The sequence below is a fragment of the Nostoc sp. DSM 114161 genome, from assembly GCF_052692665.1.
Genome location: NZ_CP195141.1, coordinates 3,015,139 through 3,029,319, shown reverse-complemented (window position 1 = coordinate 3,029,319; position 14,181 = coordinate 3,015,139). Strand labels below are relative to the sequence as shown.

The following is a 14,181-nucleotide window of genomic DNA, read 5'->3' as shown; positions in this document are numbered from 1 at the left end:
TCAGGGATATATTGAATGCCATAACATATTCTCTCCCCAATTCTCCCAGTAAATGAGGATTGGGGCCATCCCTGGAACTGACGTTGATTTAGCATACTAATTACTTAATAGTTAGTCCTTTTAAACCACCTAAATGGCTAACTAGGAATACCAATTCTCTAAAATTCACCAACAGATTCAAACTTTTAAACCTAAATACAATTTGAATTTGTTAATTGAGAATTGCGTAGCTTCCTTCCTACTTTGCTGATATAACTTGGGTTAATCACCGTTGATATTGCTCTGACCGTTACTAACCATACCTAAGACATTCATCCGGTAAGTTTTGAGATGTTCTAAAGTTCGCTTGAGGATTGATGAGTCAGTTTTGTCAATTCTTACTACTAGCAATATGCCATCAGTATGGGGTGCCAGCAGGCTAACATCAGCTAGTTCTAACACAGGGGGAGCGTCATAAATCACTAAGTCAAAGGTATGATAAAAATCTATCATTAATCGCTTCATCTTTTCAGATGAGAGGAGCTTTATCGGATCGGACGTTATTGGCCCAGCAGTGATTACAGATAGTCCATTCATCGAGGGCAGCTGTCGGATCGCCTCACTCATCGGTAGGTTTGTCGAGATTAGATCGCTTAATCCCCGTGAGTTATTTAAATTTGATAAGGTGTGAATGTTGGGTTGGCGTAAATCAGCATCTACAAGTAGTACTCGTTGCCCCATTTCTGTAGCTATTTGAGCTAGATGGAAGGCGATAGTGGATTTACCATCACCATCCATAGCTGAGGTAATAATAAGAGAAGTAGTAGAGCGATCGCCACTGAGCAATTGAAGATTTGTATAAAGCATCTGCAAAGCTTCTAAAAATTTTGCCCGATGGCTGCTACGATCTTTTTTTCCGAACCCATCTAAGCCGGAAATACTTTTAAAAATCGGACTTGGTATTTTTATAATGGGAACTTTCCCCGTAGCTGTGTATTTTTGAGCGCTTTCGACTTGTTTTTCAAATGGAATATTTCCCAGTAACGGTAGTTTAACTTCTTCTTTAAGTGCCTGAATGCTATGGTAGGTCTTATCAAGCTTTTCCAGCAGTAAGGCTAGACCAATTGCTAAGGCTATACTCCCAAACACTCCTGGTATTAAATAACGTTTGATGCTCGAATCAGAGATCGGAAACTTAGGCTCACTTGGTGCCTCAAGTAACTGCCAACCAAGTTCTGTCTGAGATATCTGAATTTGCAGATTTTCGCGAGTAGATAAAAAACGATTCAAACTCTCAGTAGCAACCTGTAATTTTCGCTGTAGCTCAGTGTATTGTCGTGCCAAAATTGGCCATTGCTTGCGCTGTAGTTCGAGTTTCTGCTCTACTTTAGCAAGCTCTTGGCTTTGCACTTCTAGAGCTTGAACCTGAGTCGTTACTTCTGCTATTTTTGTACCCAGAAAACGTTGTGCTTCTTTATTGAGCAATGGTAACAACATTGCTCGTTTCTGCTTCAATGTTTGGAGAGTTGGGTTACTATCTTGCAAACGAGTTGACTCTGTAGCGATTTGAACGTCTAGTTGCTGTAATTGAACCAACAACTGTTGATACAAAGGAGCATCCTTGAGGGTTGCCACCTGACCATCTTTCCCCTGTAGGAAAGATAAATTGGCGCGAGCCTCTGCCAATTGCCGATTGACGGTTTCTCGTTCCCCAGACAAACTACTGATTCGACTCGCAACTTGTTCGGACTGGATGTCTGGGTCAACAAAATCGTACTTTTGTCGGAATGTTTGCAGCTCTTTCTGAAGCTGATCGACTCGATTTTGAATAGATGGCAGCTGTTTTTCTACGAATTGAATTCCTTGGCGTAACTTGGTTTGTCGCCTTTCTCGGCTATAATCTAGATAATCCTCAGCAATTTGGTCGAGTACAATTTTAACTTGCTTTGCATCGTGACTCCGATAACGAACTTCTATAATCTTGGTTTCACCAAACCGAGAAATCGTCAAATCTGCAATCAGCGAACTGTAGCTTACATCTTGATACGTACTTTGTAAGTGTTTTACAATCTCTCCCATCAACTCAGGGCTTTTGAGAACCTCAATTTGACTTTGATAATCTAAACCAGATTTGTTTGCATTCGGGTCTTTGACAATATCTACTGCTTTCGAGTCATCATTTACAGGCTCCACTAACAAGCGAAAGTTGCCTTCATACACTGGTAACTCTCGATTTAGCATCAAATTGACAAAAACAACTGTCATTACAGTAATAGTTACCCCAGCAACGACTAGCGCTCGTCGCCGTATAACACTCAGAATTTGTGCGAAACTCGAATCATTTGCTTCCTCTTGCGACCACGGTAAAGGTTGAGACTGAAGAAATGGTGGTAAAGAGTTCCTATTCTGGCCATAACTTGATGATTCAGAAGAATGATTCTCCATCTATTTAAAAATACTTAATTAATTTACGTTACAAAAAATGTGTATAACAGCTTTGGTACTTCCGAGTTAAAGGAATAAGTATGCAAAGTTTTATTATTAGCTCCAAAATTAGCAAACTGCTTAGTATAATCCGTCATCAATGGGAGGCATAAATCAAGATTTTGATAACTTTTAAATATCAATGCATCTTTTAGCTTAGTTTTAGCCCTCTATTATGGTAACGCTTACTTAGATTTAAATTGTTATAATTTTAGGTTTTTCACTCTCTGAGATTCTCGCTGAGTAAGCAACGATGACAAAATCTTTGTTTTTAAGTATACATTTTTTTAGTTCCAGATTGTAGCTGAACTCAAAATGAATCTCCAATTACGCCAAAGTGTCGTTTGCATAAAGCAGGTGACAAATCTTTGACATCGATTGTAGCTAAAGTAATTTAAATGTCGCTGTGCCAGTTGCCAATCGTTATTCTCAAAACTATACTATCTTTTATTTGAGTAAAATTTAATACTAATTTAAGTTTCTAGATTACTTCAGCGCCAAAAAAATTGATGCTTGTCTTACCAGTAACATTGCAAAACTGACTACTTAGATTGAAGAAATATACAAATTTTTACCTATCAAAATTTTTACAACAAATCAACTAGTTTGTGAAGCCTTTGTTTATCTAAATTGTCAAAACATAAATTTTTTGTAAAGTGTCTCAGTAGATTTGAAACATTTTTTTGTCATGGTATTCTTGTAGGAAGTTACATGTAAAATAAAGTATTGAATCTCAAACAATACTCAATACTTATATGTAAAAAATATTGCTAACCCAAAAAGCAATTAAGTAAACCAAAACATCCTAAACCCAATGACCGCAGACGCTTTATTTTTTAGGTTAAACCAGTGCATAGTAGCTTTTAGAGTTATCTAGACATCAAGTAAAGTTGCTTAGAAAGCTGTAAAACGCTTTGTTGTAGAGCAATATTACATGTCTAATATAACGATACCGATTCAGACTTTTAGTTTTTGTTGTGTTCCCGTGTTCCGAAAAGATCGTGTATACAAGTTAAAAAGTATATGTATAGATATAGACATACTTAAGCGGCTAAAATTAGCACTGCGTTAACGTATATATGTCTGTATGATCCGCTTATTAAGAGGTTCTATGTATACCAGTAAATTAATCAACTTGCTTAAAGCAAATGAAAATATTTCTTAATTAAGACAAGTTTTGTGTGTAATTAATGGCTTGAGCATTTCAGTAGTGTATTGAACAAGATTTATAAGACAGGATACAACTGATGAAACTGAATAAATGGATTAATCAAAAGCTTTTGCAATCCATTTCTACACGGATAGACGTAAAAAATGACTATTCTCTAAAAACCCAACAATCTATCAAATTGTCTGTGATCACGCAGTTTTTTCCACCAGACTATGCTCCTACGGGACAGTTGATTGAGGAACTGGTGAAACAATTGGGACAGCAAGGAGTTGATATTGAGGTTTTTACAAGTCAGCCAGGATATGCATTTGACTCTCATACGGCTGCTTTACCGGTTGAACGTATGGGTAGAATCCGAGTTCAACGATCGCGCACAGCCCAACTTTGGCCGGGTCGAATTCGTGGTAAAGCTGTCAATGGGATCTTATATACCTTACGTTCTGCGCTCTATCTACTCAAAGCTAGGCAGCGTAGCAATGTATTGTTGGTAACTACGGCTCCACCATTTTTGCCCGTTATCGGATATCTGGCTTATTTGTTGTTTAAAATTCCCTATGTTTGCATTCTCTATGACCTTTATCCCGATATTGCGATCGCTTTGGGAGTGATCTCAAAGGATAATTGGATAGCAAGGTTATGGCGTGGCATTAACAGACAGGTTTGGCTAAACGCCAAGGGAATTGTGGTTCTTAGTCCAGCCATGAAACAACAAGTGCTAGCAAATTGCCCGCAAGTAGCTGATAAAACTTCAGTAATCCACAGTTGGGCGAACCCGGAATTAATTGTGCCAATCGCCAAGCAAGAAAATTGGTTTGCCTTGGAGCATAAGTTAGTAGATAAATTTACCGTACTCTACTCTGGGAATATGGGACGCTGCCATGATATGGCAACTATCCTCGAAGCTGCTGAAGAACTGCAAGATGAACCAATTCAATTTGTCTGCATTGGTGGTGGAGCCAAACGCGATGAATTGATTCAACAAGTCAATGAATTAGGACTCTTGAATTTTACATTTTTACCATATCAAGACAAAAAAGTGCTGCCTTATTCATTAACGGCTTGCGATCTTTCACTAGTTAGTGTAGACGCATCCACCGAGAGCTTAGTCGTTCCTAGCAAGCTTTACTCAGCTTTAGCATCGGGACGACCGATAGCAGTGATTTGTTCGAAGTATTCATACTTGAGAGAATTGGTTGCTGAAGCTGAGTGCGGTGGCACATTTGACAACGGAGATAGTCATGCTTTAGCTCAATTTATTCGCTTACTCAGTCGCGATCGCAAATTGGGAGAGCGTATGGGCAAATCAGGCCGTCAATACTTGCGATCGCATTTCACACCCAAGATTATCTCTCAACAATACCTTGATGTTTTGCAGCAAGCAATCTTATCTGATGATGCGATCGCTATGTCTCAAAGCCATACAAAATAGTTTTTGAAGAAATAATCGACAACAGATTGGTGTAGGCTGCAAAGGCCTTTAGCCTCATACCAATCCTCAAAAATCCAGGGTGCAAAGTATTCTCCTTTGTCCTTTGCTCCTGCTGCTACCAGTGAAACCCTATTAGCAGGGTCAGTCCAAGCTCCCGACTTTATGGTAAGATTTGCCATCATCTTTTGAGTTTGGCAGTACTTTCTCAATTTTGAAACACTGGCACAATAGGCAAAGTACAAAATACTTTTTTTCCAGAAACGTTTACCTTTTTATTTAAGCTAGATCGACACCTTGCTTAAATAAAATTGCATATTCAATAAAAATTTAGTTTTCGGAGGGTTGTGTTTAATCCGTAATTGAACTAGAAAATAATTTTTACAATCAACTCATACTAATAGCTAACAGTTAGACTTATAAACAATAAATAATTTATTAGTCTTACTTATTTTTGTGCTTAAAATTCTCCAAATAACGTAATGGCAAAAATAGTTTTGTGTTTGGATTGTGATGAGTTTGATTAAGATAATATGAAGCCACCATAGTATGTTATGCTCTAAGACAGATTGACAGCGATCGATAATCACTTAATTAAAAAAGATAGGCAATCAATATTCTTGTCTAAAAACAAGATTAACCTGTTGCCACATTACAAAAAACAAATTCCCGATTTAATAATCTTTTTGAATCAGCTTACTTTAATCAAATAGTATTTAGTTTGTAACTTCAGGAGATGAGCTTTGATGGTCTTTTTGATCTCAGTTCCTCCAACGTAACCTTCCAGAATTTGTTGTGTATTTATTCAAGTGGGGGGTCGAATTGCAGAGAAGGTGTGACCGAAATCGGAAACGTTCAAAACGGCGAGCTATCTACTGTCCAAATCATGGTTGCTACCTAGAAAGTAGGAGTCAAAAATATCAATTGTTTGCCGATAAAGCAGGACAGTTGCAGCAGCGGGGTATGAGTCGCCGCAGTGCGTTGATGCTAGTAGCCAACCAAACCGCAGTTTCTCTAGAGGGAGAGTGGTTAGAGGCCTTTTGGTGCGAACAGTGCCAGCAGACAAAGTGGTATCACGTCTGCAAGTCGGACGAGGGCACCTATAAAGTTTCTCTAGCGCCACAAGAACTGTGGCAACAGGTAACAGGAGCGATCGATCCCCAGGGAAACCCCTCCGTCGGAGAATTCACTCGCAGGCAGGCAAAAGTGCTAAATTATCGCAGCATCCGAGATTTTCAGTTTGTCACTTAACGCTCAAAAGCGTGGTCTTTAATCAATATTATGAATAGTAAAAGAATTACGTCAAAGCCAGAGTTAATAATTGAAGCTGGACAAACAGAGCAGCAATATTGGAAAGACCTATGGCGCTATCGAGAGCTATTTTATTTTCTGTCTTGGCGTGATATTTTAGTACGCTACAAGCAAACAGCAATTGGTATGCTTTGGGCACTGATTCGACCATTTTTAACGATGGTTGTGTTCAGCGTCATCTTTGGAAACTTGGCGAAATTGCCTTCGGAAGGGACAGCACCGTATCCAATATTGGTATTTGCCGCCTTGCTACCTTGGCAGTTTTTTTCCAGTGCCCTCAGCGAGTGTAGTAACAGCTTAATTATTAATGCCAACTTAATTTCTAAAGTGTACTTTCCCCGCTTAATTGTGCCTGCTAGTTCAGTGATTGTTAGCTTTGTAGACTTTCTCGTTTCTGGGATGATCCTTTTAGGGCTAATGGCTTGGTATAACTTTGTTCCTAGTTGGCGGATATTATCCTTACCGTTATTTATTGCCATTGCCTTTGCGGCTTCACTGGGAGTAGGGCTGTGGTTGGCAGCTTTAAATGTGGAATATCGAGACTTCCGTTACATTGTGCCCTTTATTGTGCAGTTTGGTCTATATATCTCACCAGTCGGTTTTAGTAGCAGCATCATACCAGAGCAATGGCGTTTGCTTTACTATTTAAACCCAATGGTGGGCGTGATTGATGGCTTTCGCTGGGCTATTTTAGGAGGAGAATCCAAACTTTATTGGAGTGGATTCACCTTATCTTTAGGACTAGTTGCTCTATTGCTGGTAAGTAGCATTTGGTACTTCCGCAAAGTGGAACGGACATTTGCTGACGTAATTTAGCAAGGAGCTGTGCAGATGTCTGAGAACATGATTAGTGTAGAAAATTTAAGCAAAAAATATATAATAGCTCACCAACAGGAGGGAAGAAGCCGCTACAAAGCGCTGCGGGATGTAATTGCCGATGGTGCTAAATCTTTTGCCAAGACATTTATTAAACCTGGTGGCAAAAAAATCCCCAACCCAGCACGGGAAGAATTTTGGGCTTTAAAAGATATTTCCTTTGAGATTCAACAAGGTGAAGCCATTGGTGTGATTGGCCGCAATGGCGCCGGTAAATCTACTTTATTAAAAGTTCTCAGCCGAATTACCGAACCGACGAGGGGACGTATCGCCATCAAAGGGCGGGTGGCAAGTTTATTAGAAGTAGGAACAGGATTTCACCCAGAACTAACGGGACGCGAGAACATTTATCTCAACGGCTCCGTTTTGGGGATGAGCAAAGCCGAAATTAAAAAGAAATTTGATGAAATAGTAGCCTTTGCTGAGGTGGAAAAGTTTTTAGATACCCCAGTTAAGCGCTATTCTTCAGGAATGTATGTGCGCCTTGCTTTTTCCGTTGCAGCCCATTTAGAGCCAGAAATTTTAATTGTCGATGAAGTTTTGGCTGTGGGTGATTCAGCATTTCAGAAAAAGTGCTTGGGCAAAATGGGTGATGTCGCCACCAAAGAAGGACGAACAGTTTTATTTGTGAGTCATAGTATGCAAGCAATCGCTCAACTCACTAAACGTTGCATACTACTTTCTAAGGGTAGCGTTCAGTTTGATGGCGATACTAGCAAAGCAGTACAGCTATATATGGCTGGGCAGAAAGATGATTCTGTCTCGCAAGCATATTACCAAGCCCCTGTCAATAAAACTGGCAATTATGTAGCTTGGGCAAAGGCACACACCTCCGAAGAACAAGGAATTCACTGTTGGGGAAAACCCATTACCTTTGAGTTTGCCTTACATGTAAGCGAACCTCATGAAAGTCTGCGTTTTTCCTTTCAGATAGTCAATTTTTTACAACAAGGGATTTGTATCTTCTGGTTTTTTAATTCTGATGCTCCTTTTTGTCGAGAGCCGGGAACATTTATTCTGCGATTTGAGATTCCCAAATTGAGACTGTATATGGGTTCATATACATTGACGACATGGTTCTCCAATCGTCGTAGCGACACTCTGCTAGAAAACTTGAGAGAAATTTGCCCGTTTGAAGTGACTATGCACAACTTCGAGCGTCCAGATTATCAATGGCAACCTGATGAGTGCACTTATTTAGAAGATGGTATTTGGCAGACAGTAGAAAAGTATTAATTTGAAGGCAGATTAAGTAATGGCTGTAAAAGATGATGTCAAGTTAGGCACAAACGTCAAGATTTTTCATCCCGATCTTGTAAACCTTTACGGTTGCGTTATCGGCGATGATACGAAAATCGGGGCATTTGTCGAAATTCAGAAAGATGTCACCATTGGAAGTCGGTGTAAAATTTCATCCCACAGTTTCTTATGTGAAGGTGTTGTCCTAGAAGATGAAGTGTTTATTGGTCATGGAGTCATGTTTACTAATGACCTTTATCCCCGTGCAACCAATGAAGATGGTAGTTTAAAAACAGCTGATGACTGGTATACAATCAAAACTTTAGTGAAGCATGGTGCATCTATTGGTAGTAACGCTACCATCCTGCCGGGGGTAACTATTGGTGAAAAAGCCATCATCGGTTCTGGAGCTACAGTAACTCGCGATGTTCCTGATTATGCAATTGTAGTTGGAGTCCCCGCTCGTGTTATAGGGGATGTGCGTGCCGTAGGCGATCGCCAAAACTTGCAAATCTCAGTTAATAGTTTGTGAAAATCTTCCTTGTGTCCTGTTTGAGCAAATTCAGTTTTGGACATTGGATAGCTTTTTAGTGAATTCTTAAAGTTTGCGAACATAAAGCTTTTTTAGCTCAAAATAGCAAGAACTTGCAATCCAGCTATCAATTATTGGCAGTCTGGTAGTAGTTGATAGTGCCTCAAAAATAAATTCTGATTAATTAAAAGCAACAAAAAATATGATTAATATCGGTGTCATTGGTTATGGTTATTGGGGGCCAAATTTAGTCAGAAATTTTGTCGAAATGCCAGGAGTTCAGGTAAGAACAGTCAGCGATTTTAAAGCAGAACTACTGGCAAAAGTGCAAGCTCGATATCCCACCATCCAAGTTACTCAAGATTGTCAAGATATATTTACAGATCCTAAAATTGACGCTGTAGCCATTGCCACACCAGTTTCAACTCACTTTGAATTAGCTTTAGCTGCATTGCAGGCTGGCAAACACGTGCTAGTCGAAAAGCCGATGACAACTACCTCCGAACAAGCAAAGCGGCTAATTGAAGAGGCAGAAAAACGCAACTTAGTGTTAATGGTCGATCATACTTTTGTTTACACGGGTGCTGTCCGCAAAATGCACGATTTGATCGCCACTAATTCTTTGGGTGATATTTACTACTATGATTCTGTACGCGTTAACTTGGGACTTTTTCAGCATGATGTGAATGTCATTTGGGATTTGGCAGTCCACGATTTATCGATTATGAACTACGTATTGCCATCCCAGCCTTATGCTGTCTCGGCTACAGGCGTCAGCCACGTTCCTGGAGAACCAGAAAATCTTGCCTACTTGACCTTATTCTTTGAGAAAAATCTCATCGCTCACATCAATGTCAATTGGTTGGCGCCAGTGAAAATCCGTCGCACATTGATTGGTGGTAGTCAACGGATGATTGTTTACGATGACTTAGAACCGAGTGAAAAACTCAAGATTTACGACAAGGGTATTACAGTCAACGGCAATACTGAAAGCGTCTACCAAATGATGATTGGTTATCGCACAGGAGATATGTGGTCGCCCAAGTTGGATGTGACAGAGGCACTCAAGACAGAAGGATTACACTTCATTGATTGTATTCAAAAAGGCGATCGCCCCCTGACTGATGGAGAAGCAGGACTGCGGGTAGTCAGAATTCTCGAAGCTGCAACCCAGTCTCTCAAAAAGCAAGGCCAATTAATTGAATTGAATGTGGCAGAGGTAGCAGCATGATTCCATTTGTAGATTTAAAAGCTCAGTATTTAAGTATTAAAGACGAAATTGATACTGCCGTCTTAAAAGTCCTGGAAAGTACCCAATTCGTTTTGGGTAATGAAGTCAAAGCATTAGAACAAGAATTTGCAGATTACTCCAATGCAGATTATGGCATTGCTGTCAATACAGGTACTAGTGCGCTGCATTTAGCATTATTAGCAGCAGGCATAGGTGCTGGAGACGAAGTAATTACCGTACCTTTCACCTTCGTAGCCACCACAGCAGCAATTTGTTACACCGGAGCCACACCCGTTTTCGTAGATATCGATCCTGTTTCCTACACAATCGATGTCAGCCAAATTGAAAAAGCGATAACTGAGCGCACAAAAGCCATTCTGCCCGTACATTTATACGGTCAACCAGCAGACATGGAGCCAATTTTGGAAATTGCTCGCCGTTATGGTTTAACTGTTATTGAAGATGCTGCCCAAGCTCACGGCGCCGAGTACAAAGGACAACGTGTGGGTAGTATTGGCGATATTGGTTGTTTCAGTTTTTACCCTGGCAAAAATTTAGGGGCTTACGGTGAGGGAGGCATGGCAGTCACCAACAATCCCGAATATGCCCGTACTATGGGAATGCTGCGCGACTGGGGTCAAGAAAGCAGGTATCACCATATCCTCAAAGGTTACAACTATCGCATGGATGGCATCCAGGGAGCGATTTTGCGGGTGAAGTTACGCTACATCGAAGCCTGGACAGAAGCTAGAAGAAGTCACGCAGCATACTACGACGAACTTTTAAGAGAATCTGGTGTTAGTACACCCACCGTGATGCCTTACAGCCGCCACGTTTACCATGTCTATGCAGTGCGATCGCCTCAAAGAGATGCCCTGCAACAAAGCCTCCAAGAAATGGAAATTCAAACAGGCATTCACTACCCAATTCCGGTTCATCTCCAGCAAGCATACGCCGAATTGGGTTATCAAGCTGGAGATTTTCCGCACTCAGAAGCAGCAGCCAAAGAAGTGTTATCTCTGCCGATGTATGCAGAACTAACCAAAGAGTCACAAACTCAAGTTGCCAAAGCGGTAATTAGCTTCACATAATCCAGGAGTTCAATGTCCGATCCAAGTAAGACTAAGATAGTCAAAGCTGTCCACGGCTTACAAGCTCAAAAGCTAGACCCTGACTTTGAAATTCAACTAGCAGAATATTTACGCACTCAGTACGAACAAAAACCATTAATCGAATTATACGCCCGCTTTGTTACAAGTGACGGCGACTTTGATGGGCTAATGCGACGAGCCATTTGGCGGGCGGTAGCACGCAAATTTGGTCACAACGTTCGCATTGGCAATGGTGTAGGCTTTAAACATCTCGAAACCTTTGAGATTGGGAACCAGGTATTTATTGGTTCCCAAAGCTACATTCAGGGAAGATTCGATGGTACTTGCATCATTGGTAACCATGTTTGGATTGGGCCGCAGAGTTATTTTGATGCCCGCAATTTAATTATTGAAGATTATGTCGGATGGGGGCCGGGTGCAAAAGTACTAGGTTCAGCACATACTGGCTTGCCGATTGATGTGCCGATTATCCAAACCGATTTAGAAATTAAATCGGTAAAAGTGGAAACAGGAGCCGATATTGGGATGAATGCGGTAATTCTGCCAGGTGTGACCATTGGCAAAGGCAGTATCGTTGGTGCTGGGGCTGTTGTTACTAAAGATGTGGCGCCATTTGCGATCGTTGCTGGCGTTCCTGCTAAGTTTTTGCGCTGGCGAGAAGGATATGAAACATTAAAGGAAGAATATGCAAAATAAGCGAATTTTAATCACAGGTGGTGCAGGTTTAGTTGGCTCCCATATTGCCGATTTACTGGTAAATGAGGGAGTCTCCGAAATTATTATCCTAGATAACTTCACTCGCGGACAACTGAAAAACCTTGCTTGGGCAAAGGAACACGGCCCTTTGGTAATTGTCGAAGGTGATATCCGGGATCAAAAACTCCTGAGTGAAGTCATGGAAGGTGTAGATATAGTCTTTCATCAGGCAGCAATCCGCATTACCCAATGTGCCGAAGAACCCCGTCTAGCTTTGGAAGTTTTAGCAGATGGTACTTTCAATGTGTTGGAAGCAGCAGTGAAAGCTGGAGTAAAAAAGGTAGTCGCTGCCTCATCAGCCTCAATATACGGTATGGCAGAGGAGTTCCCAACAACCGAATCTCATCACCCCTACAATAACCGTACTCTCTACGGTGCGGCAAAGGTCTTTAACGAAGGTTTATTACGCAGTTTCTATGATATGTATGGGCTGGACTATGTAGCATTACGGTATTTCAACGTCTACGGCCCGCGTATGGATATTTACGGCGTATACACTGAAGTACTGATTCGCTGGATGGAGCGCATCGCTAAAGGTGAGCCACCACTGATTTTCGGTGATGGCAAACAGACAATGGACTTTGTGTATATCGAAGACATTGCCAGAGCAAATATCTTGGCTGCTAAAGCTGATGTCACTGATGAGGTGTTTAATATTGCCAGTAATGTGGAAACCAGCTTGAACGACCTAGCCTATAGCTTGGCTAAGGTAATGGGTTCAGATTTGCAGCCAGAATATGGTCCAGAACGCAAAGTCAACCCTGTGGCACGCCGACTTGCTGATGTGAGTAAAGCACAGGAGCTTTTGGGTTTTAAAGCGCAGGTATCTCTAGAAGAAGGATTAGAAAGATTGGTTAGTTGGTGGCATTCTCAAAAGCAGACAGAGGAAAACTTAAGTAAAAATAATTACTAGTAAGTTATGCTAAACAACAATATTTCACAACCAGTAAGTAATCCAGGCTACGTTACTACGCCAACTCTGAGTGCGTTTAATCAAGAGCTTGTTACAGAGATAAAATCGTGGCGTCAGCTCGATATCTGCCCTGCGTGCCAGATGCGCTCTATTACGAAGTTCGCAACAATACGGCATATGCCATATAGCCGCTGTCGCGCCTGTGGTTTTAGATTTGCAAATCCAGTTCCTTCAGACAAAGTTCTTAGTGCCTTCTATAACAGCCCTTTCTATTGTAATTACAGGCAGCTTGAAGAAAAGCAAATAGCCCAAGGACATCATTTCAGCATCAGCATTGGTACTGATACAATGCACCATCTCGCAACTTGGTTGGGAAATGACAAATCGCTGAAAATCTTGGATTATGGCTGCGGTCCAGGAACGTTTGTGTCACTTTTGCGTGACAAGTTCAACTTTTTGAATGTTGAAGGTATCGAACTGAACCGCCAGAGTGTAATAATTGCTAAGCGGAATTACGATTTGACGATCACCTTATCACCTGAGGAGCTACAGCATCAGTTATATGACTGTGTAACACTCCTTGAGGTAATCGAGCACCTTCCACAACCAGATGTTTTCTTCAAACAGATTGCAAGTCTTGTTAAACCTGGTGGATGCATACTAATTGCTACGCCCGCAGTTGATAACCTACTTGGTCTTTTCTTTCCCTGGTATGCCGATGCACCTTACACGGCACCATGCCATATCAGTTTGTTTACGAAGAAGGCACTTATGTGTCTGCTGTCACGCTTTGGCTTCAATATAGAACGTATCGAAATACAACAGTCTTGGGGAGTAGTGGAAAAACTTTTTGCAAGCCTAGTGTATGAACTAGATTTCTTAAGTCCGCGCCATGATGATGACTTCAATGACCTATTGTATACACCAAATGCACTAGGTCGCTTACTTGGACTTCAGCCGCAACGATCTCTGCCTTCCAATCTGTTTTTTCAGACTTTAAGGCGTGTTGATGGTTTGCTTGCTCGTATTGCCAAACGTTTGCCAAGCGTACCGATGAATGGTCATATGTATGTGCTTGCGCGTAAACATTCGTGACGACTTAGCATTAGGCAGTAAAAAAGTTAGAACATTGTTCGGTTTTAAAAATTCGA

At 41.0% G+C, this 14,181-nt stretch carries 11 protein-coding genes; 10 read left to right on the top strand and 1 reads right to left on the bottom strand.

Annotation, left to right across the window (positions count from 1 at the left end):
• Positions 1-261: 261 nt before the first annotated feature.
• Positions 262-2,424: a GumC family protein gene (locus NSTC745_RS13355; RefSeq protein WP_445637566.1), complete on the bottom strand. Its 2,163-nt coding sequence runs from the start codon at positions 2,422-2,424 to the stop codon at positions 262-264.
• A gap of 1,286 nt (positions 2,425-3,710) precedes the next feature.
• Here NSTC745_RS13355 and NSTC745_RS13350 point away from each other — a divergent pair.
• The 10 genes from NSTC745_RS13350 (at position 3,711) to NSTC745_RS13305 (ending at position 14,125) form a co-directional block, all read left to right on the top strand.
• Positions 3,711-5,063 carry a glycosyltransferase family 4 protein gene (locus tag NSTC745_RS13350; RefSeq protein WP_445637565.1) on the top strand — a complete coding sequence of 451 codons (1,353 nt, stop codon included), beginning with the start codon at positions 3,711-3,713 and terminating at the stop codon, positions 5,061-5,063.
• Positions 5,064-5,882: 819 nt separating this feature from the next.
• Entirely contained in the window at positions 5,883-6,311 is a 429-nt protein-coding gene (locus NSTC745_RS13345; RefSeq protein ID WP_445637564.1) for a hypothetical protein, read from the top strand.
• Between the two features lie 30 nt (positions 6,312-6,341).
• Positions 6,342-7,187, top strand: a complete 846-nt coding sequence (locus NSTC745_RS13340) for an ABC transporter permease (protein ID WP_445637563.1) — start codon at positions 6,342-6,344, stop codon at positions 7,185-7,187.
• Between the two features lie 15 nt (positions 7,188-7,202).
• Entirely contained in the window at positions 7,203-8,483 is a 1,281-nt protein-coding gene (locus NSTC745_RS13335) for an ABC transporter ATP-binding protein (protein ID WP_445637562.1), read from the top strand.
• A gap of 19 nt (positions 8,484-8,502) precedes the next feature.
• The gene (locus NSTC745_RS13330) at positions 8,503-9,018 is read left to right on the top strand and encodes an acyltransferase (RefSeq protein WP_445637561.1); all 516 of its coding nucleotides are present in this window, start codon (positions 8,503-8,505) and stop codon (positions 9,016-9,018) included.
• Positions 9,019-9,220: 202 nt separating this feature from the next.
• A complete protein-coding gene (locus tag NSTC745_RS13325) occupies positions 9,221-10,249 on the top strand; it encodes a Gfo/Idh/MocA family protein (RefSeq protein ID WP_445637560.1) in 1,029 nt (342 codons plus the stop codon).
• Complete coding sequence (locus tag NSTC745_RS13320) at positions 10,246-11,340, top strand: DegT/DnrJ/EryC1/StrS family aminotransferase (RefSeq protein WP_445637559.1); 1,095 nt, start codon at positions 10,246-10,248, stop codon at positions 11,338-11,340. Before NSTC745_RS13325 ends, NSTC745_RS13320 begins: the two co-directional genes overlap by 4 nt.
• 12 nt (positions 11,341-11,352) lie before the next feature.
• Positions 11,353-12,057, top strand: coding sequence for an acyltransferase (locus NSTC745_RS13315; RefSeq protein WP_445637558.1), 705 nt, complete (start codon positions 11,353-11,355; stop codon positions 12,055-12,057).
• Entirely contained in the window at positions 12,047-13,030 is a 984-nt protein-coding gene (locus NSTC745_RS13310; RefSeq protein ID WP_445637557.1) for an NAD-dependent epimerase/dehydratase family protein, read from the top strand. Before NSTC745_RS13315 ends, NSTC745_RS13310 begins: the two co-directional genes overlap by 11 nt.
• Positions 13,031-13,036: 6 nt before the next feature.
• Complete coding sequence (locus NSTC745_RS13305) at positions 13,037-14,125, top strand: class I SAM-dependent methyltransferase (protein WP_445637556.1); 1,089 nt, start codon at positions 13,037-13,039, stop codon at positions 14,123-14,125.
• Positions 14,126-14,181 lie beyond the last annotated feature (56 nt).

Bases quoted from the DNA above. Each gene is read 5' to 3' on its own strand.
- NSTC745_RS13315 (WP_445637558.1), top strand. From the start codon at position 11,353: ATGTCCGATCCAAGTAAGACTAAGATAGTCAAAGCTGTCCACGGCTTA.
- NSTC745_RS13350 (WP_445637565.1), top strand. From the start codon at position 3,711: ATGAAACTGAATAAATGGATTAATCAAAAGCTTTTGCAATCCATTTCT.
- NSTC745_RS13355 (WP_445637566.1), bottom strand. From the start codon at position 2,424: ATGGAGAATCATTCTTCTGAATCATCAAGTTATGGCCAGAATAGGAAC.
- NSTC745_RS13305 (WP_445637556.1), top strand. From the start codon at position 13,037: ATGCTAAACAACAATATTTCACAACCAGTAAGTAATCCAGGCTACGTT.
- NSTC745_RS13310 (WP_445637557.1), top strand. From the start codon at position 12,047: ATGCAAAATAAGCGAATTTTAATCACAGGTGGTGCAGGTTTAGTTGGC.
- NSTC745_RS13330 (WP_445637561.1), top strand. From the start codon at position 8,503: ATGGCTGTAAAAGATGATGTCAAGTTAGGCACAAACGTCAAGATTTTT.
- NSTC745_RS13335 (WP_445637562.1), top strand. From the start codon at position 7,203: ATGTCTGAGAACATGATTAGTGTAGAAAATTTAAGCAAAAAATATATA.
- NSTC745_RS13325 (WP_445637560.1), top strand. From the start codon at position 9,221: ATGATTAATATCGGTGTCATTGGTTATGGTTATTGGGGGCCAAATTTA.
- NSTC745_RS13340 (WP_445637563.1), top strand. From the start codon at position 6,342: ATGAATAGTAAAAGAATTACGTCAAAGCCAGAGTTAATAATTGAAGCT.
- NSTC745_RS13320 (WP_445637559.1), top strand. From the start codon at position 10,246: ATGATTCCATTTGTAGATTTAAAAGCTCAGTATTTAAGTATTAAAGAC.